This window comes from Halobacillus litoralis (assembly GCF_004101865.1).
GTDB classification, from domain to species: Bacteria; Bacillota; Bacilli; order Bacillales; family Halobacillaceae; genus Halobacillus; species Halobacillus litoralis_A.
Window position 1 is genome coordinate 68,486 of the sequence record NZ_CP026118.1, and the last position, 18,503, is coordinate 86,988.

Below are 18,503 nucleotides of genomic sequence, written 5' to 3' on the forward strand. Positions count from 1 at the left end.
CAAAATGCTCTAAATATTAGAAGTTAGACAAAAGGGCATTTCTGTATTTTAGGTTGTGTCGGAAATTGAAGGAGGTAGCTTGGTATGGATGAAATGAATCAAGAAGTATCAGGAATGAATGAATTCTCTGCAGGGGACATCGTGACTGGTAAAGTCGTGAAGATTGAAGAAAAACAAGTCCTTGTAGATGTTGGATATAAAGTCGAGGGGATTGTACCCATCAGTGAACTATCCAGCCTTCATGTAGAAAAAGCTTCAGATGCAGTCAGTGAAGGGGACGAACTGACATTGCAAGTCAAGAAAGTGGAAGATGATGAAATCGTACTTTCCAAACGTGCTGTCGATGCAGATAAAGCATGGCAGGACTTAGAAGCTAAATTCGAAAGTGGAGAAATTTTTGAAGCGGAAGTCAAAGATGTCGTTAAAGGCGGTTTAGTCGTTGATATCGGACTCCGTGGATTCATTCCAGCTTCATTGGTCGAAACGTATTACGTTGAAGATTTTGAAGACTACAAAGGAAAGAGCTTATCTTTGAAAGTCGTGGAATTGGATCGTGAACAAAACCGTGTCATCCTCTCCCATCGTGCTGTCGTTGAAGAAGAAGAATCAGCTAAAAAGTATGATGTGCTTCAGTCACTAGAAGAAGGTCAGGTGATCGAAGGTACTGTACAACGTTTGACAGACTTTGGTGCTTTCGTAAATCTTGGAGGTATTGACGGACTCGTACATATCTCCCAGCTATCACACCAGCACGTTGAAAAAGCGTCTGATGTAGTGGAAGAAGGTCAAACTGTCAAAGTGAAAGTGCTTTCTGTCGATCGTGACAATGAAAGAATTTCTCTTTCATTAAAAGCGACTCAACCAGGACCTTGGCACGAAATTCAATCTAAAGTAAGCTCTGGAGAAGTGCTGGAGGGAACTGTACGCCGTCTTGTAAGCTTCGGTGCTTTTGTCGAAGTATTCCCAGGTGTAGAAGGCCTTGTACACATTTCTCAAATTTCCAACCGTCACATCGGGACTCCAGATGAGGTTCTTGAAGAAGGGCAGACCGTGGAAGTGAAAGTCCTTGATGTAGATGAAAACGCGAAACGCCTATCACTGAGCATGAAAGAACTTGAGCGTGAAGAAGCACGTGCTGAAATCCAGCAATACGAAAAAGAAGATGATAGTTCCGGCTTCTCACTCAGTGACATGATCGGAGACAAATTAGACAAATATAAAAAATAATGATTGGGTGATGGATATGAGTAGAGCTGAGAGAAAGGTCGATCATATCCGCCATGCCTTAGGTCATGAACGGGAATTTCACAACCATTTCGATGATGTGGAAATCGTCCATCAGAGTCTGGCTAGGATGGACTTCAATCAATTAAGCATAGCAACACAAGTAGGGGAACTTAAATTAAGTTCCCCTCTTTTTGTTAATGCCATGACTGGCGGAGGCGGGAAAGAAACAGAAGCGATCAATCGCGATTTAGCCTTAGCGGCCAAGGAGACAGGTATCAGCATGGCTGTAGGCTCTCAAATGTCCGCAATTAAAGATACCGAGGAGCGCAGTACCTATGAGGTTGTGAGAACTGTGAATCCTGAGGGAATCATATTTGCAAATGTAGGAAGTGAAGCAACTTTGCCACAAGCGAGAGAAGCGATCTCTATGATTAAAGCTGATGCCCTGCAAATTCATATTAATACTTTGCAAGAATTGATCATGCCTGAAGGCGACAGGGATTTCACCAAACGTCTCCATAACATCCAACGTATAGTCGATGCGCTTGATATTCCTGTAATTGTCAAAGAAGTCGGTTATGGGATGTCGAAAGAAACCGCACGGACTCTTCTTTCTATGGGCGTTCGTTATTTGGATGTAGCTGGGAGGGGCGGAACGAATTTTTCAAAAGTAGAAAATATGCGGAGGAATCGACCGTTTGCTTCTTATGATAACTGGGGGATTCCGACACCGTCTTCTGTATGTGAAGTCTCCATGATCCAGGATGATTTTCATGTTCTCGCTTCAGGTGGCATAAGAAATGGTCTGGATGGTGCTAAAGCATTGATTCTCGGGGCTAAGGGGTTCGGAATGGCTGGTGGATTGTTGAAAGTATTAGTCAAAGAGGGAGAAGAAGCTGTAATTGATGAAATCAACCATATTCATAAAGAAGTGAAAATGTGCATGATGCTTCTTAATGCACCTTCTCCTTTAGAACTTAGAGGAAAGCCACACGTCTTATTCGGCCAAACCAAAGAATGGGTAGAACAAAGAGGAATGAACAGTCTATGACAATAGTCATAGGCTTTTTTATTTTATTAGACGTTTAAACGTCCTGGGAACCACACATAATAATTGAGAAAGGGTGGAGAGGAAAAAATGACGGCAATTTTTTATTGGTATGCATGGATCGCTGCCATTATTGTGATCTTTTATATTCAAAAGCGGACACTTCGTCATGCTCTTATGCTCTTTATCGGTATAGCCATGTGTACATTTTCGGTGTCCTCATTAAGTACTGGAGCTCACATCTACATTCATGTTCTCCTTCTTTCCGGGTTTGGCACTCATCTATGGGTTCGTAGACATCGAAGTATTTTTGAACACTTTTGGCCATTTGTTTTAAGCATTGGATATGCAGCGATTCTCATGTTTTTTGTGATACATCCTGTTTGGGGGGAATTTCCTGGGATATCTCTGGGGATGGTTCTCATTTTTTTACTATTGCGGATGATTGTTAAAGACATAGAAGGTTTACTGGCAATTTGGATGTTAATGAACGCAGGAGGCACGTTAAGTTCCTACGTAATTTTCTCGACTTATTCTAATGAAGGTCTGATTGAGAGTCAGACCATGATGACCTTTGTCCTCAAAGGAGTACTATTTCTTTTTGTTTTCTATGGGGTTCATAACCTGAAGCGTGCTATACGCAGGAAACGGTTGAACTCATCAAGCAAAGGAGCTGCTGTTGTGTGAATGAATATACTTACCCCATTCTTTTCGGGATTGTCATCGGCACCGCATTACGCGTGTTCATGCTGCGGACAGACTATCGGCAATACCCAACATATTTACACGGAAAAATAATCCATTTATCTTTAGGGTTCATTGCAGCTGCTTTAGGTACGATTGCAATCCCCTCCATTATGGAGAAAGAGTTTACTGCAGTTACTTTCCTGACGCTTGCTGCTTCTCAATTTCGTGAAGTGCGAAATATGGAAAGGAATACGTTGACAGAAATGGATGCCTTTGAGCTTGTCCCCAGGGGAAATACTTATATTGAAGGAATTGCGGTTGCTTTTGAAAGCCGTAACTATTTAGTTATTTTTTCTTCCTTTCTCGTAACTTTATGTTATTTGGCTGTAAATATATGGGTGGCAATTGCAGCCGCTGTTCTTGCGTTTGTCCTTTCGAATATACTCATGAGCGGATCAAAATTGTCAGATATCGTAAGTGTCGAACATTCTGAATTGTCATTCGAAGGGGCTGGATTGTATGTGGATAACATTTATATTATGAACATCGGGCTACCAGAGCGGCAAGAAGAAATCATGAAGCACGGCATGGGCTTTGTGTTGACGCCAAAATCATTCAGTATACGCTCGACAATCGCCAATTTAGGTCAGAGACAAGCAATCTTACATGATGTTTCTGTAACACTGGGCGTTTTTCGTGATTCGGGAACCCCGGCACTCGTTCCATTAATTAAGAGAGACTTGAACGACGGCAGGATTGGAGTCTTTATTCTGCCCCAAGTAAAAGACCCGGAAAGAGCGAAAGAAATCATTTCTGCTGTACCTGTGCTGGAAAATGCTATCCAGATGCCTACAAAAAAGCGGTAGGAGGAATCTACTATGAAGATGGAAAAAGCTATTTTAGCTGCCGTTACTACCCAGACTGATAAAGTCCATGGCAGTGCTGCTGTATTTCAATGTGAAACAAAAGAAGAAATGGATGCAGTCGCCGCTAACTTGGAAGCAATTTTAGATGGAATCGCCCATGCTCTTAGTGATCATCTATATATCATTGTCAAGCATTGACAATCAGATAAAGAATTGTGTCTTTTCACAAAGTTTGCTAAAATAATAAAGTTAATGGCTTCCTGCTGTTCTTCGGAAGATGGGCTGTTAAATCCTCTTCCTTGGAAGAGCAGTATTTTTTTGCTTTTCACTACTGAGGAAACATGAAATAATGAAAATAGAAATAGAGAAAGGATGATCCTTTCATGAGAAAATCAGTAATTGCTGTAGTAGGTCGACCGAATGTCGGTAAGTCAACGATTTTCAATCGACTGGTCGGAGAAAGAATATCTATCGTAGAAGACACCCCAGGGGTGACAAGAGACCGTATTTATGCAGAAGCAGAATGGCTCACCACCCGTTTTAACGTAATCGATACAGGGGGGATTGAACTCGGGGACGAGCCACTGCTCGTTCAGATGAGAGCTCAAGCTCAGGTTGCGATTGATGAGGCGGATGTCATCGTATTTATGGTGAATGGCAGGGATGGAATTACTGGCGCCGATGAAGAAGTTGCTAAACTGCTCTTCAAGTCGAATAAGCCTGTCGTTTTAGCTGTCAACAAAGTTGACAATCCTGAAATGAGAGAGAACATTTATGAATTTTATTCTCTCGGGTTCGGTGAGCCTTTCCCGATTTCGGGAACCCACGGTTTAGGACTTGGAGATATGTTGGATGAAGTCGTCAAACATTTTCCGGAAAAAATTCAAGAGGAAATTGATGACGATACAATCCGCTTCAGCCTGATCGGGCGGCCGAATGTCGGCAAATCCTCACTTGTCAATAGTCTATTGGGGCAAGAGCGGGTGATCGTCAGTGAGATCGCAGGAACGACTAGAGATGCCATAGATACTCCATTTACTAAAGATGATCGTGATTATGTCATCATCGATACGGCAGGTATGAGAAAACGTGGCAAAGTATATGAATCCACTGAAAGATACAGTATCATGAGAGCTTTAAAAGCGATTGAACGCTCGGATGTTGTTTTGGCGTTGATTGATGCAGATACGGGAATCCAGGAACAGGATAAAAAGATAGCAGGCTATGCCCATGAAGCAGGCAAAGCAGTTATAATAGTCGTAAATAAATGGGATACGATGGAAATTGAAGAGAAGACAATGAAAGAATTTCAAGATAAAGTCAGGGATAACTTCAGGTTCTTGGATTATGCTCCTATAGTCTTCTTATCAGCAAAAACGAAAAAGCGTATACACACACTCATACCTAAAGTGTTGGAAGCGAGCGAAAACCACGCGATGCGCGTACAAACAAATGTCCTGAACGAGGTAATTATGGATGCGCTTGCGATGAATCCGACACCATCGGTCAAAGGCCAAAAGCTTAAGATTTTCTACGCGGCTCAAGTGTCGGTCAAACCGCCGAGTTTCGTTGTGTTTGTAAACGAACCTGAATTGATGCACTTCACTTATGAACGTTTTCTTGAAAACCGGATCCGCGAAGCATTCGGGTTTGAAGGGACTCCAATTAAGATTTTTGCAAGAAGACGGAGTTAATCGGCCAGGAAGGGAGTTAGGTAAGATGGGTAAAGTAGCTGTATTAGGAGCAGGGAGCTGGGGTACCGCCCTCGCTCTAGTGCTTGCAGATAATGGTCATGAGGTCCATTTATGGGCTCATCGTAAATCATTAGCAGACGAAATCAACCAGTCACATACCAATGAGAAATACTTACAAGGGATTGAACTTCCGTCATCAATTGTTGCAAATGATGATTTGAAAACCATTGTAGATGGTGCTGAACACATCATACTTGTTGTGCCGACAAAAGCTATGAGAGAAGTGTGCGGCCAATTGAAACATGTAATGAAGGATAAGGCTATACTTACACATGCCTCCAAAGGTATTGAACCAGGCACGTATAAACGAGTGTCTGAAGTGATCCGTGAAGAAATACCATCCGATTTATATGAAGATGTTGTCGTCCTTTCCGGACCGAGTCATGCAGAGGAAGTCAGCCGCAGACAACCGACCACCGTAACTGTATCTGCAGAGGAGTTAGAAGTAGCGAAAAAAGTTCAGGACGTGTTCATCAACCGCCAGTTCCGTGTCTACACATCTCCAGACTTAGTCGGCGTAGAATTGGGAGGCGCATTGAAGAATATCATAGCGCTTGGTGCAGGTATTTCAGACGGTCTTGGATATGGTGATAATGCTAAAGCAGCCTTGATCACACGTGGTCTGGCTGAAATTGCTCGTCTCGGTACGTCTTTGGGTGCTAACCCTTTGACATTTTCTGGACTCACAGGTGTCGGTGATTTGATTGTCACTTGTACAAGTTCCCATAGCCGGAATTGGCGTGCAGGTTATAAATTGGGACAAGGAAATGATTTAGAGGAAGTCCTCGAACAGATGGGAATGGTTGTTGAAGGTGTCCGTACGACAAAGGCAGCCTATCAATTAGCCAAAAACCAGGGAGTTGAAATGCCGATTACAACAGGGATTTACAGACTTCTGTTCGAAAACGAAGCGCCCCGGGATGTGGTCGATCAATTGATGACCAGAATCCGCAGGCATGAAATGGAGGATTTGACGAATATTCTTGATGAAAAAATGAATGACTGACAAATGTCGACCTTCGTGCATATACTACACAGAACCTAATGTACGAGGAGGTCAATTGTTAATGAGTGATTTTCAGAAGAATATTTTCGATCATTTGAAAAAGAAGGCGAACATCGATGCGGAAGATGTATTTAAAGTGGCGAACTCTATGCAAAATGCAGATTTCAGTGATGAGAAGACCGTACGTCGCCTTGTACGACAGTTAGCGAAAGTCGCTAACAAAAATGTTTCGAAACAAAAAGAAGATAAAATCGTCGATGCGATCACAAAGCAAAACATGCCTCTTGATATGAACACGCTAGGCAAATTTTTAAAATAACTGCGAGTGAGTGGGCGCCTGAGGAGGCGGTCCTTCAATTGTATGCATAAGATAACACGCAGCAATCATTACACATGAGCTGGTTAGGAATTATTTAGTCACCCGGGGCAAGGGATTGTCCCGGCTCTTTTTTTATGTCCGGGTCTGTTAACATGTGGTATAATACCAAAAGCAAAATGTGCCTGAAGGAGGAAGAGCTATGTCTGAATCTATGCTGAAAATGTACATATCATTTGCTGGAATCATTTCATTATTTCTTGCAGTTGGTTTGATTTACTTAAGCAGACATAAAATGAAAGGGGTCGGCGCGGCGATCGTTGCTACATTTGCTTACCTTTTCATGATTTTTGGAGGAATCATCATTTTTTACATCGTCTTCAGTGGACCGACGGCTTAATGAAGGGGGACTCAACATGAAACGGTTACTTTTATTCTCTATGCCATTATTGGCCATCCTTTTATCGGGATGTTTATATCCACAAAGTGAATTGCAAAAGAATAAAGTGCCTAATCAAGCGCAATTGGAGATGGTCCAAAACGCTGTAGATAATTATCAAAATCAAAAAAACGGATTATTACCGATAAAGACAAAACCACAAGATACACCTATCTTTCAAAAATATCCGGTTGAGTTCGGAAAACTGAAAGAATTGAATTTGATCGGAGAACTCCCTGGTACATCATTCGAAAATGGAGGGCACTATCAATATGTCATCATTAACGTGGAAACAGATCCAACAGTCAAAGTTCTGGATTTAAGAGCCACTGAAGAGGTCCGTTCATTACAAGTGAAGGTGAAGTTCTATACAGAAAATAATAAGTATCCACCATTGGGTGAGTTTATTGCGCCTGGTGTCTACAAACTGGATCATGAGGAACTGGGGATGGATGCACCGCCGATGGTGGACAGCCCATATTCTGACCAGCGCCTTCCGTTCTTCCTTGATGAACAAGGAAAAGTATACATCGACTTTCGGAAAGACTTATATACCTATTTAAGGAATCAGGAACATTCGTACGGTACAGGTGAGGATATTCGCTATTTATTAACGGATCATACCCCGTTTGTTCCGGCTTATTCAAAACCATATACCGTTCAGGATGGTGAACCGATTTTCATGAGTGAAGCTCCGTCTTCCTGAATATATACCGCTCCCTGCATAGGGGAGCGGTTTTTTTCATAGAATAGAGAATCAAATACGGCCGGGGCCAGCTTTCAAAATCATTAAGTGACTGGTTTTGTTTCTCTGGTTCCAGCTACATATGTATTTTTCTATATACAGCTGCCTGGACATCTTGAGAAATTATATTAATCTATGACTTTTTATTGCCTATCGTGAATTCATTTTCCTTGAGAATTAATTTCTTGCATAAATCACTAGGACAATGTCATAGAATTAGATTGTCTAGGCTTGTATGATGGTGAAATTTTATTTGGGAGGGGATCCTTTGGAAAAGGTTGATATCTTCAGTGATATTTCCAAACGGACAAATGGAGATATTTATTTAGGAGTCGTAGGAGCTGTTCGTACAGGAAAATCTACATTTATAAAGAAATTCATGGAACTCGTCGTCTTACCGAACATGGAGGAAGAATCCGATCGTGAACGAGCATTAGACGAACTGCCTCAAAGTGCAGCAGGAAAAACAATCATGACAACAGAACCCAAGTTTGTCCCTAACCAAGCCGCTAACATCAATATAGATGACCACCTCGACATTCGTGTGCGTATGGTGGACTGTGTAGGGTATGCGGTTAAAGGTGCGGTGGGTTACGAAGATGAGCATGGTCCTCGTATGATCCATACGCCCTGGTATGAAGAGGCAATCCCTTTTCATGAAGCAGCAGAAATCGGGACGCAAAAAGTTATCCAGGAGCATTCTACAATCGGAATTGTCGTCACGACTGATGGTACCATCGGTGAGATTGCCCGGGAGGATTATGTAGAAGCAGAAGAAAAAGTCGTTGAGGAATTGAGAGAAGTCGGTAAACCATTCATAATGATTGTGAACTCTGCTCAACCGCACCATCCGAATACAGAAAAGCTGAGACAAAAACTTTCAGAAAAATACGACATCCCTTGTCTCGCTCTTTCAGTAGAGAGCATGCGGGAACAAGATGTACAAAGCGTTCTTAGAGAAGCGTTATTTGAATTTCCGGTATTAGAAGTCAATGTCAACCTTCCGAGCTGGGTCATGGTGCTCGATTCCAGACACTGGTTGAGAAACAACTTACAGCTCGCGATTGAGGAGACAGTGAAAGATATCAAGCGGCTACGGGATGTTGATAGCGTTGTCGATAATTTTGATCAGTATGAGTACATCACAGGTGCTCATATATCCGGAATGGATCTAGGTGAAGGAGTAGCGGAGATTGATTTACAAGCTCCCGAGCACTTATATGATCATGTTCTAAAAGAGATAGTCGGCGAAGAGATTCGAGGCAAAGACCACTTGCTGGAAATCATGCAGGATTTCTCCCATGCAAAACGTGAGTATGATATCGTGGCTGACGCACTGCAAATGGTTAAACAAACAGGATATGGAATTGCAGCTCCAAGTTTAGAGGATATGACTTTAGACGAACCGGAAATCATCCGGCAAGGGTCACGTTTCGGAGTTAGGCTTAAAGCGGTGGCACCTTCCATTCATATGGTGAAAGTGGATGTGCAATCAGAGTTTTCACCAATCATCGGTACCGAAAAACAGAGCGAAGAACTGGTCCGATATTTGATGCAGGACTTTGAAGAAGATCCATTATCCATCTGGAATTCAGATATATTCGGTCGGTCTTTGAGTTCTATAGTCCGCGAAGGGATCCAGGCAAAATTAGCTTTAATGCCTGAAAACGCAAGATATAAATTAAAAGAAACACTGGAACGTATCATTAATGAAGGGTCTGGCGGCATGATCGCTATCATTTTATAACGGCTCCGAGGGGGCCGTTTTAATTTTTCACCAGTGAACACTGCTAAAGTCTTGAAAAGTAAAGAGACCCTCTGATTTTTTTGCCTTAATTTCATGCGCTTCAAGCTTCGTTGATGGCTGGTTTTGCAAGAGGGGCTCTTATACTTTAAATCAAATGATTTCATAGAGTTACTGGTCAAATAAACCTTGAATAAAAGCTCTGACTTCGTATGTTTCAATCCAGCCAGTCATCGTACTGCATTTTAATAGTATGATGATTTTCAACTTTTGTAATGGGAACTGAATCTGACGGGGATGGCTCTGTCGAGAGGTGAAAACGGTATACATAACTGCATGAAAAGCTTTAAATCAATTTTTTTAACGGAAATTTTATTCTTTTTAAAGGAGTTTCTCATCTTGATGTCGTATTAACAGAAGTGAAGGTATAAAAAAGGTCAAAAACCCTGTCATGACGCGGTTGTTGAAGTGTTGCTCATCCAAGTGGTTTATGTTAGTCTACTTATGAAATGAGGTGGAATTCAGTAAAGAAATCGCTTTGTTACGCGATTTTAAAAGGATTGTCTATTGAATTTCGTAGAAAACTCGTTTATTATAAGGCTTGTCATCAAATGATGACTGCTAAATAAACATTTGAAGTGGATATGACACCACTTGAATGAGTTAAACCTTCGTGAGAGGAGGTGAATGTCATGAATAAAACAGATCTAATCAACGCGGTATCTGAAAAAGCTGATCTTTCTAAGAAAGATGCTACGCAAGCTGTAGATTCTGTATTCGAATCTATCATGGATTCACTTAAAGACGGTGATAAAGTCCAACTTATCGGATTCGGAAACTTTGAAGTTCGTGAGCGTGCGGCACGTAAAGGCCGTAATCCACAAACTGGAGAAGAGATCGAAATCTCTGCCAGCAAAGTACCAGCTTTCAAACCTGGTAAAGCCCTTAAAGATGCAGTTAAATAATTAGCTACATAGGGCTTGGAAAAAGGGTGCACTGTGCACCCTTTTTCTTTTTTGTATTTTTAAAAAGATTATCTTATGGCTATAATGGTCTTAACAAATAAGAGATGCTTCGTGAAATAAAGAAACCAAGGTGGATATTTTGACAAAGAACACCTGTTAAGAGATAGTAATGATAAAAGAAGGAGGCTTCAAATATGTCTGCAGAGACCAATGATTTTTTTGTGATTAAAGCCCTGGAAGATGGCGTGAATGTTATCGGATTGACCCGCGGGACGGATACAAGATTTCACCATTCGGAGAAGCTTGATCGCGGAGAGGTGATGATTGCTCAATTTACAGAACATACATCTGCTGTGAAAGTCAGGGGGAAAGCCGTCATTCAGACCAGTCACGGTGAAATGACGAATGAAACAGAGTGAGATAGCTTTTGAGACCGTATACATAACAAGCGCAGATTGGTGAATTATGCTATAATAGGAGTGGTTTAATAGTGTTCAGGAAGGGACCAGGTGATCAAGTTGAAATCTTCAGATAACGATATCAAACAGCTGAAACAGAAAATTGCATCTAAAGTTCGCCATCCTTATTTGGTTCGTTTCATCCCTGAACCGACGATTGATGAAGACAAGCTGGTCATTCTATCATCCATCATGGATCACACTAATCTTTCAGATGTCAAAAAAGAACAGTACATCGTCACCACGATGCTTGTTCAAATTGCGCTAGATACTCACGACCTGGTCACACTGACAGAAGAAGATGATGACAAGGATACGGTCAGGAATCGCCAATTGACTGTTCTGGCCGGTGATTATTTCAGCGGATTATATTACTATTTATTATCCCAGCTTGATGATATCCCGATGATTCATACACTTGCGGGAGCCATCAAGGAAATCAATGAATTGAAAATGGAACTCTATTATAAAGATGTGGAATCTTTCCAGGAATTTTTAGAAGGATTGAAGAAAATCGAGTCACTGCTTATTCAGAGAGTTGCTTCTTACGTCCAAAAGACGACGATCAATGATATGGCAGGAGAATGGTTGTTAGCGAAAAAATTACTGGAAGAGAAAAGGACATACCAAGAAGGTAATTTTTCCCCGTTATTCGACGTTCTGACAAGAAGACCCGGTATCCTGGGGAATAATGGACAAGTACTGGTGAACATTGAGCAAACGTTGCAAAACCATATCAACCGCCTGGAGATGACAGTTTCTCAATTGCCTATCCATTTCAACTGGCTGAAATCATACGTCCATTCAGCGATCCATCATCAATTCAATCAGAGACAGATTGCGGAAGAAGGGTGAACATGGAACCACAAACGAAAGAAGAGCGGGTACACCACGTATTTGAAAATATTTATAACCGTTATGACAAAATGAATTCTATCATCTCATTCCAACAGCACAGACTGTGGCGTAAGGATGTCATGAAGCGAATGAATGTCGCTGAAGGCGACCAAACGCTTGACGTTTGCTGTGGGACAGGAGACTGGACGATGGCTCTCGCAAAAGAAGTGGGTTCGAACGGAAAAGTCATCGGTTTGGACTTTAGTGAAAATATGCTTTCGGTGGGGATCAAGAAGAAACTTGCAGGCAGCGTCCGCCAAGTTGAATTTCAACATGGCAACGCAATGGATCTTCCTTTTGAAGATGATCAATTCGACTTTGTAACCATTGGTTTCGGATTGCGGAATGTTCCGGATTACAAACAGGTATTACGGGAAATGTATCGCGTCGTTAAACCAGGTGGAAAGGTCGTATGCTTGGAAACCTCACAACCGACCAACCCATTATTCAAGAAATTGTATTACTTATATTTCGCCAACATCATGCCATTGTTCGGAAAGCTTTTTGCAAAAAGTTACCAGGAGTATAGCTGGCTTCATGAATCGGCGAAAGACTTCCCAGGTAAAAGAGAGTTGAAGAAGATGTTTGAAGACGTCGGATTCAGTTACGTGAAAGTCAAATCCTATACAGGCGGCGTTGCAGCCATGCATATGGGTGAAAAGCTTTAATTAAGGATGAAGTGCGATGAAATTAGCCATGATCTATTCATTTTTGAAAAATGATTTAGCCGTGATTGAAAATGCTGTCAACGAAACGATTCAGTCTGACAACACAGTTTTACGACAAGCGTCAAGTCAGTTACTTCAAGCCGGTGGGAAAAGAATCCGTCCTGTCTTCGTGCTGTTGGCTGGAAAGTTCGGAGACTATGATATTGAGCGAATGAAAGCAGTCGCTGTTTCGCTGGAGCTTATACATACGGCTTCCCTCGTCCATGATGATGTCATCGATGAAGCTCAATTGAGACGTGGAGAACCGACGATAAAGGCGCGCTGGGATAACCGCATTGCTATGTACACAGGAGATTACATATTTGCTCGGTCATTAGAAAATTTGTCAGCACTCGAGAACCCCAGGGCCCACCAGATACTTGCGAAAACGATGGTGGAGCTTTGTCTCGGGGAAATTGAACAAATAAAAGATAAATATAATATTGAGCAGGACTTGAGAACTTACCTGCGGCGAATCAAACGTAAAACGGCTTTGCTGATCGCCGCAAGTTGCCGTTTGGGAGCTATTGCAGCAAACGTAGATGATGAACAAGAAACCGCCTTATATCAATATGGATACTACGTAGGGATGAGTTACCAAATCATTGATGATGTGCTTGATTTTACAGCTTCTGAAAAACAGCTGGGCAAACCTGCAGGTGGTGACTTGTTACAAGGTAATATTACGCTTCCTGTACTTATATCTATGGAAGATCCCTATTTCAAAAAGCGTCTGGAAACAGCCTTTCAGAAGAGAGAGGAATGGACTATGGAAGATCTTCGTCCATTGATTGACACGATTCAAACTAATGGATCGATTGAGCGATCACTGGAAATCAGCGACCGTTATTTGAAAAAAGCCTATCAATCACTCGAAAGACTTCCTGCAAACCGTGCCAAACAGACATTGAAGGGGATTGCAAAGTATATTGGAAAAAGAAGGGCATAAACCTATTGCCTTTCTCTCCATTGTTTGATAGACTTTTTTATGGCACTTATTAAAAGCGCTTTCACACTATACATAAGATGAGGTGTTTGTCATGGAAAAGACTTTTTTAATGGTTAAACCTGATGGTGTACAACGTAGTTTGATTGGTGATATTACAGCAAGGTTCGAACAAAAAGGTTTTAAATTGGCAGGGGCTAAGCTGATGGCGATTCCTGAATCACTAGCCGAAGAACATTATGGTGAACATAAAGAAAAACCTTTTTTCGGTGAACTTGTGGACTTTATCACTTCCGGACCGGTTTTTGCCATGGTATGGGAGGGTGAAGGGGTCATCGCTACGGCACGCCAAATGATGGGAGCGACAAAACCGTCAGAAGCTGCACCTGGGACCATCCGTGGAGACTTTGGTGTCACAGTCGGTAAAAATGTCATCCATGGCTCAGATTCCCCTGAGAGTGCTGAGCGGGAAATTGGTTTATTCTTTAACAAAGAAGAAATTGTCGATTACCAAAAAGACAACTTGAACTGGGTATATTAATCCAGTTACAAGTCAATAGGACTCTCTAGGATATTCAATTTTTATTAGAATGAAAGCCACCTACAAACAGGTGGCTTTTTTTGATAGGAAGAATATTAACATACTGATTGAATGCCGGCTTCTTGTGCTATAGTTTTCAGCGTACTGCGGCCTCTTGGGAATTTATGTGTCCGTGTTTACCCCTAGCGCCTGCCCATCAGGGATCTCAATGCCTTCTGTGAGTGAGAGGAGACCAGCTCACTAAATTTTCATTCTGAAGCTTGTCGAGTCTGAACAAGGCTCCTGCCTTTTAGTTCGGTATAAGGAATGTTAGTTTTTTAAACTTCAGAAAACTTGTATATTTACAAGTTGGAAATGGTGAAGTAGTCTTAATATGGAATAGAAGGGTAAGGAGTTAGATGATGAGCAGTGATTATCAAGAATTTATTCAGCAGATACATAATAAGACAGGAATTGATTTATCCTTATACAAAGAAGCCCAGATGAAAAGAAGACTAACCTCCCTCCGTGAGAAAAGGGGCTATAAGAACTTTCATAGTTATTTTCAAACATTGAACGGGGATCCGGCATTACTTGATGAATTTCTTGACCGGATGACAATCAATGTTTCCGAATTTTATCGTAACCGTAAACGATTTGAAGTCCTTGAAAATAAAGTCATTCCTTATCTGCTTCAAAAGAAAAAAAGCTTGAAGATATGGAGTGCCGCTTGTTCGACAGGAGAAGAACCTTATACATTAGCCATGATCCTCAGCAAATACATTCCTCTTAGGCAAGTGGAGATTATAGCTACGGATCTCGATCAAAATGCTCTTGAGCGAGCAGAAGCAGGAAGATATCATGAACGCTCACTCAAAGAAGTTTCAAATGAAGTGAAGAGCGAGTACTTCATCAAAGATGGTCCTCTGTATGAAGTAAAAAAAGAAATTAAAAAGTGCGTCACTTTTAAAAAGCACAACCTGTTAGCAGATCGTTATGAAAAGAGCTGTGACTTGATTGTCTGCCGTAATGTGCTTATTTATTTCACGGAAGAAGCGAAAGAGAGCATTTATAGAAAGTTCAGCTCATCTTTGGAAGATGGAGCGATTTTTTTCGTTGGCAGCACAGAACAAATCTTTTCGCCTCAAAAGTATGGATTTGATGTATATGATACATTCTTTTATATAAAGCAACATTAAGTACTGTAGTTGTATTTTTCATAAAAGGCCATGAAGTATTGGCAGTTATCTGGAAGGCTTAGTTTCGAGATTCTTGAGAGAGGAGATGATGGGTGGCCTTACTTAGAATGACCTCCTTATTTTTAATCAAATTATTTCAGATAAAATTTCAAGAAATAATTGAACTAATTGATTTTATTGAAGAAGAATGGCTGAATAAAATGTAATAAAAAAAGAGTCGGAAGCGCTTTCCGGCTTTTTTTATAAAATTTCGGATATTTAAGCATCACAAATGGATGTCCATATGATATAGTAGTATCTAAAATTTAAAACACTCTCACGGTTTAAAGTGAGAAAATCTCAGAAACACAGGAGGTACGTTGTTCATGCGCTACTTAACCGCTGGTGAATCACATGGTAAACAGTTGACCACAATTATTGAAGGGATTCCTTCCCATCTGCCACTTCTTAAAGATCAAATCAATGAATCCTTAATTCGTCGCCAAGGAGGATATGGTCGTGGCAAACGTATGCAAATTGAAAAAGACCTCGTCGAAGTAACGAGTGGTGTGCGTCATGGATATACATTAGGCTCTCCAATCACATTAGTCGTACATAATGATGATTTCAAACACTGGATAGATATTATGGGAGAAGACCCACTTCCTGAAGATACACAAAAAATACGCCGTACGGTTACGAAACCAAGGCCTGGTCATGCTGATTTGAATGGAGGTATGAAATACGGCCATAGAGATATGAGGAACGTTCTCGAACGCTCTTCTGCCAGAGAGACAGCTGCACGCGTCGGGGCTGGGGCAGTCGCCAAAGTCCTTCTTAAAGAATTAGGAATCGAAGTGACTGGATATGTAAGAGAAATAGCCGGTATCGTCAGTGAGGTCGACGAAGACTTATCTCTCAAGGAACGACGGGAAATATCGGAAGCTTCCCCTGTTCGTACTTTTGATGAAGCAGCTGCAGAAAAAATGATGCATGCCATAGATGCAGCGAAAAAAGAAGGCGACACAATTGGCGGGGTAACGGAGGTTTACGTTGAAGGAATGCCTCCAGGTATTGGCTCGTATGTCCAATATGACCGTAAGCTGGACGCGAAAATTGCCGGAAGTGTTATGAGCATCAATGCCTATAAAGGTGTAGAGTTTGGCATCGGCTTTGAAGCAGCCAGGAGAAATGGCAGCCAGGTCCACGATGAAATTTTGTGGGATGAAACGAAAGGATACCGACGTCGCACTAACCGTTTAGGAGGGTTTGAAGGTGGAATGACGACAGGAATGCCGATTGTAGTCAAAGGCGTGATGAAACCGATCCCTACCCTGTACAAGCCATTACAAAGCGTGGATATTGAAACGAAGGAACCTTTCAATGCAAGTATCGAGCGTTCTGATTCCTGTGCAGTACCGGCAGCATCTGTCGTAATGGAACACATCGTCGCTTTTGAGCTGGCAAAAGCAATTACCGAGGAGTTTCCATCTGATTACTTCCCTCGTCTGAAACGAGCAGTGGATGATTACAGGCAGGAAGTCAGGGAATTTTAATGACTACAATCACCATTCATTCCAGTACACACGAATATGAAGTAGAGATAGGATCAGGCTTGAGAAATCAATTAGCAGAAAGATTACTGAAAAACTATCAAACTGTTTTGGTGATTACGGATACTACGGTAGCGGGCCACTATTTGAATGACATTACAAAACACTTATCTTCTGTTGAAAACCTCCACACAGCAGTGGTCCCGAGTGGAGAATCATCGAAAAGCATGGAACACTACCGGTCTCTTCTTGACCAATGCATAGACGCTCAACTTGACCGTCACTCCTTAATCATTGCCCTTGGTGGGGGGATGATTGGTGACCTGGCTGGATTCGTGGCTTCAACGTATCTAAGAGGAATCGATTATATTCAAATGCCGACAAGCATCCTTGCTCATGATAGCAGTGTAGGCGGGAAAGTCGCCATTAACCATCCAAAAGGGAAAAACTTGATTGGAAGTTTCTATAATCCTAAACAGGTCATTTATGATGTGGAGACGCTTAAAAGCTTGCCTGAACGCGAGATCCGTTCAGGTTACGGAGAAGTCATCAAACATGCATTTTTAAGTGATGAATCCTGGGTGAAAAACCTTTTGCAACAATCCTTGAAGGACCTGACGAGCCAACAGCTGAAACAAGATTTGACGAAAGGCGTCCGTGTTAAAGCTTCTATCGTAGAAGAGGATGAGAGGGAAGCAGGAATCAGGAAGCACCTCAATCTCGGACACACACTCGCCCATGCAATTGAGGCAGAGTTGGGATACGGGGAAATTACGCACGGGGAAGCAGTAGCTATCGGACTTTTATTCACCTTACAGTTAAGTGAAATTAAAAATAGCGCTCATTTGCCAATAAAAGATTATGTAAACTGGTTAGAAAAAAACAAATACCCGACTTCAATTATGACAAAATTGGATCCTGAGCAGTTACTCAAGCGGATGAAATGGGATAAAAAGACAGTACACCAAAATATCAATTTTGTTCTTTTGGAAAAAACCGGCTCTCCATATGTGATACAAATGGGTGATGAAGAGCTGGTTCATGAATTAAAAAGAATGATTTCTGCGAGGTGAGTGAAAATGATCAGAGGAGTACGTGGAGCGACCACAGTTGAAAATAATGAAGCGGATGAAATCGTTGAGAAATCCGTAGAACTGCTTAAAGATGTCATTCAGTCCAATCAGATTCAGGCCGAGAGTGTCGTTTCTGTCTTTTTCACTGTCACCCAGGACATCAATGATACATTTCCAGCAAAATCGTTACGCAAGTTGGAGGGATGGACTTATGTACCTGTCATGTGCATGAGGGAAATTCCCGTCCCCGGGAGTCTGCCTAATTGTATTCGCGTTATGGTAACGGTAGAAACGGATAAGCAGCAAAAGGAAATCAAACATATTTATCATTATGACGCAAAACAGTTAAGACCGGATTTAAAGAGTTGAGAGGA

Annotated in this window: 21 protein-coding genes; all 21 read left to right on the plus strand. The window is 41.6% G+C overall.

The window, feature by feature from the left end; genetic code table 11:
• The first annotated feature begins 84 nt into the window (after nt 1-84).
• The 21 genes from rpsA to aroH all read left to right on the plus strand — a co-directional run bounded on the left by rpsA (nt 85) and on the right by aroH (nt 18,498).
• The gene (gene rpsA, locus HLI_RS00380) at nt 85-1,227 is read left to right on the plus strand and encodes a 30S ribosomal protein S1 (protein ID WP_128522528.1); all 1,143 of its coding nucleotides are present in this window, start codon (nt 85-87) and stop codon (nt 1,225-1,227) included.
• 16 nt (nt 1,228-1,243) lie between these two features.
• A complete protein-coding gene (gene fni, locus HLI_RS00385) occupies nt 1,244-2,278 on the plus strand; it encodes a type 2 isopentenyl-diphosphate Delta-isomerase (protein ID WP_128522529.1) in 1,035 nt (344 codons plus the stop codon).
• Nucleotides 2,279-2,365: 87 nt separating this feature from the next.
• Nucleotides 2,366-2,962 carry a YphA family membrane protein gene (locus tag HLI_RS00390; RefSeq protein ID WP_128522530.1) on the plus strand — a complete coding sequence of 199 codons (597 nt, stop codon included), beginning with the start codon at nt 2,366-2,368 and terminating at the stop codon, nt 2,960-2,962.
• The gene (locus HLI_RS00395; RefSeq protein ID WP_128522531.1) at nt 2,959-3,828 is read left to right on the plus strand and encodes a YIEGIA family protein; all 870 of its coding nucleotides are present in this window, start codon (nt 2,959-2,961) and stop codon (nt 3,826-3,828) included. The genes HLI_RS00390 and HLI_RS00395 overlap by 4 nt, the downstream gene beginning before the upstream one ends.
• A gap of 12 nt (nt 3,829-3,840) precedes the next feature.
• Nucleotides 3,841-4,026 carry a capping complex subunit for YIEGIA gene (locus HLI_RS00400; RefSeq protein ID WP_128522532.1) on the plus strand — a complete coding sequence of 62 codons (186 nt, stop codon included), beginning with the start codon at nt 3,841-3,843 and terminating at the stop codon, nt 4,024-4,026.
• Between the two features lie 185 nt (nt 4,027-4,211).
• On the plus strand, nt 4,212-5,522 hold the full coding sequence (der, locus tag HLI_RS00405; RefSeq protein WP_128522533.1) for a ribosome biogenesis GTPase Der: 1,311 nt from the start codon (nt 4,212-4,214) through the stop codon (nt 5,520-5,522).
• Nucleotides 5,523-5,547: 25 nt separating this feature from the next.
• Nucleotides 5,548-6,588, plus strand: a complete 1,041-nt coding sequence (locus HLI_RS00410; RefSeq protein WP_128522534.1) for an NAD(P)H-dependent glycerol-3-phosphate dehydrogenase — start codon at nt 5,548-5,550, stop codon at nt 6,586-6,588.
• A 61-nt stretch (nt 6,589-6,649) separates the two neighbouring features.
• Nucleotides 6,650-6,907 (plus strand): stage VI sporulation protein F, encoded by a 258-nt coding sequence (locus HLI_RS00415; protein ID WP_128522535.1) that lies wholly within the window; start codon nt 6,650-6,652, stop codon nt 6,905-6,907.
• A 199-nt stretch (nt 6,908-7,106) separates the two neighbouring features.
• Nucleotides 7,107-7,304: a DUF2768 domain-containing protein gene (locus HLI_RS00420; protein WP_128522536.1), complete on the plus strand. Its 198-nt coding sequence runs from the start codon at nt 7,107-7,109 to the stop codon at nt 7,302-7,304.
• A gap of 16 nt (nt 7,305-7,320) precedes the next feature.
• Entirely contained in the window at nt 7,321-8,049 is a 729-nt protein-coding gene (locus tag HLI_RS00425; RefSeq protein ID WP_128522537.1) for a hypothetical protein, read from the plus strand.
• Nucleotides 8,050-8,356: 307 nt separating this feature from the next.
• Nucleotides 8,357-9,835, plus strand: a complete 1,479-nt coding sequence (spoIVA, locus tag HLI_RS00430) for a stage IV sporulation protein A (RefSeq protein ID WP_128522538.1) — start codon at nt 8,357-8,359, stop codon at nt 9,833-9,835.
• A gap of 689 nt (nt 9,836-10,524) precedes the next feature.
• The gene (locus HLI_RS00435; RefSeq protein WP_008638574.1) at nt 10,525-10,797 is read left to right on the plus strand and encodes an HU family DNA-binding protein; all 273 of its coding nucleotides are present in this window, start codon (nt 10,525-10,527) and stop codon (nt 10,795-10,797) included.
• A 194-nt stretch (nt 10,798-10,991) separates the two neighbouring features.
• Nucleotides 10,992-11,216, plus strand: coding sequence for a trp RNA-binding attenuation protein MtrB (gene mtrB / locus HLI_RS00440; protein ID WP_128522539.1), 225 nt, complete (start codon nt 10,992-10,994; stop codon nt 11,214-11,216).
• A gap of 90 nt (nt 11,217-11,306) precedes the next feature.
• On the plus strand, nt 11,307-12,110 hold the full coding sequence (locus HLI_RS00445) for a heptaprenyl diphosphate synthase component 1 (protein ID WP_128522540.1): 804 nt from the start codon (nt 11,307-11,309) through the stop codon (nt 12,108-12,110).
• 2 nt (nt 12,111-12,112) lie between these two features.
• On the plus strand, nt 12,113-12,820 hold the full coding sequence (locus HLI_RS00450; RefSeq protein ID WP_128522541.1) for a demethylmenaquinone methyltransferase: 708 nt from the start codon (nt 12,113-12,115) through the stop codon (nt 12,818-12,820).
• Between the two features lie 16 nt (nt 12,821-12,836).
• On the plus strand, nt 12,837-13,808 hold the full coding sequence (gene hepT / locus HLI_RS00455; RefSeq protein ID WP_128522542.1) for a heptaprenyl diphosphate synthase component II: 972 nt from the start codon (nt 12,837-12,839) through the stop codon (nt 13,806-13,808).
• Nucleotides 13,809-13,899: 91 nt separating this feature from the next.
• Nucleotides 13,900-14,346 carry a nucleoside-diphosphate kinase gene (gene ndk / locus HLI_RS00460; protein ID WP_128522543.1) on the plus strand — a complete coding sequence of 149 codons (447 nt, stop codon included), beginning with the start codon at nt 13,900-13,902 and terminating at the stop codon, nt 14,344-14,346.
• A 401-nt stretch (nt 14,347-14,747) separates the two neighbouring features.
• Nucleotides 14,748-15,524: a CheR family methyltransferase gene (locus HLI_RS00465; protein WP_128522544.1), complete on the plus strand. Its 777-nt coding sequence runs from the start codon at nt 14,748-14,750 to the stop codon at nt 15,522-15,524.
• A gap of 365 nt (nt 15,525-15,889) precedes the next feature.
• A complete protein-coding gene (aroC, locus tag HLI_RS00470; RefSeq protein ID WP_128522545.1) occupies nt 15,890-17,059 on the plus strand; it encodes a chorismate synthase in 1,170 nt (389 codons plus the stop codon).
• Nucleotides 17,059-18,129 carry a 3-dehydroquinate synthase gene (gene aroB, locus HLI_RS00475; RefSeq protein ID WP_128522546.1) on the plus strand — a complete coding sequence of 357 codons (1,071 nt, stop codon included), beginning with the start codon at nt 17,059-17,061 and terminating at the stop codon, nt 18,127-18,129. Before aroC ends, aroB begins: the two co-directional genes overlap by 1 nt.
• A gap of 6 nt (nt 18,130-18,135) precedes the next feature.
• Nucleotides 18,136-18,498, plus strand: a complete 363-nt coding sequence (aroH, locus tag HLI_RS00480; protein WP_128522547.1) for a chorismate mutase — start codon at nt 18,136-18,138, stop codon at nt 18,496-18,498.
• The last annotated feature ends 5 nt before the right edge of the window (nt 18,499-18,503 follow it).

Bases quoted from the DNA above. Each gene is read 5' to 3' on its own strand.
- HLI_RS00435 (WP_008638574.1), top strand. From the start codon at position 10,525: ATGAATAAAACAGATCTAATCAACGCGGTATCTGAAAAAGCTGATCTT.
- ndk (WP_128522543.1), top strand. From the start codon at position 13,900: ATGGAAAAGACTTTTTTAATGGTTAAACCTGATGGTGTACAACGTAGT.
- rpsA (WP_128522528.1), top strand. From the start codon at position 85: ATGGATGAAATGAATCAAGAAGTATCAGGAATGAATGAATTCTCTGCA.
- aroC (WP_128522545.1), top strand. From the start codon at position 15,890: ATGCGCTACTTAACCGCTGGTGAATCACATGGTAAACAGTTGACCACA.
- mtrB (WP_128522539.1), top strand. From the start codon at position 10,992: ATGTCTGCAGAGACCAATGATTTTTTTGTGATTAAAGCCCTGGAAGAT.
- HLI_RS00415 (WP_128522535.1), top strand. From the start codon at position 6,650: ATGAGTGATTTTCAGAAGAATATTTTCGATCATTTGAAAAAGAAGGCG.
- aroH (WP_128522547.1), top strand. From the start codon at position 18,136: ATGATCAGAGGAGTACGTGGAGCGACCACAGTTGAAAATAATGAAGCG.
- fni (WP_128522529.1), top strand. From the start codon at position 1,244: ATGAGTAGAGCTGAGAGAAAGGTCGATCATATCCGCCATGCCTTAGGT.
- hepT (WP_128522542.1), top strand. From the start codon at position 12,837: ATGAAATTAGCCATGATCTATTCATTTTTGAAAAATGATTTAGCCGTG.
- HLI_RS00425 (WP_128522537.1), top strand. From the start codon at position 7,321: ATGAAACGGTTACTTTTATTCTCTATGCCATTATTGGCCATCCTTTTA.
- HLI_RS00420 (WP_128522536.1), top strand. From the start codon at position 7,107: ATGTCTGAATCTATGCTGAAAATGTACATATCATTTGCTGGAATCATT.
- der (WP_128522533.1), top strand. From the start codon at position 4,212: ATGAGAAAATCAGTAATTGCTGTAGTAGGTCGACCGAATGTCGGTAAG.
- HLI_RS00465 (WP_128522544.1), top strand. From the start codon at position 14,748: ATGAGCAGTGATTATCAAGAATTTATTCAGCAGATACATAATAAGACA.
- HLI_RS00390 (WP_128522530.1), top strand. From the start codon at position 2,366: ATGACGGCAATTTTTTATTGGTATGCATGGATCGCTGCCATTATTGTG.
- aroB (WP_128522546.1), top strand. From the start codon at position 17,059: ATGACTACAATCACCATTCATTCCAGTACACACGAATATGAAGTAGAG.
- HLI_RS00410 (WP_128522534.1), top strand. From the start codon at position 5,548: ATGGGTAAAGTAGCTGTATTAGGAGCAGGGAGCTGGGGTACCGCCCTC.
- HLI_RS00450 (WP_128522541.1), top strand. From the start codon at position 12,113: ATGGAACCACAAACGAAAGAAGAGCGGGTACACCACGTATTTGAAAAT.
- HLI_RS00400 (WP_128522532.1), top strand. From the start codon at position 3,841: ATGAAGATGGAAAAAGCTATTTTAGCTGCCGTTACTACCCAGACTGAT.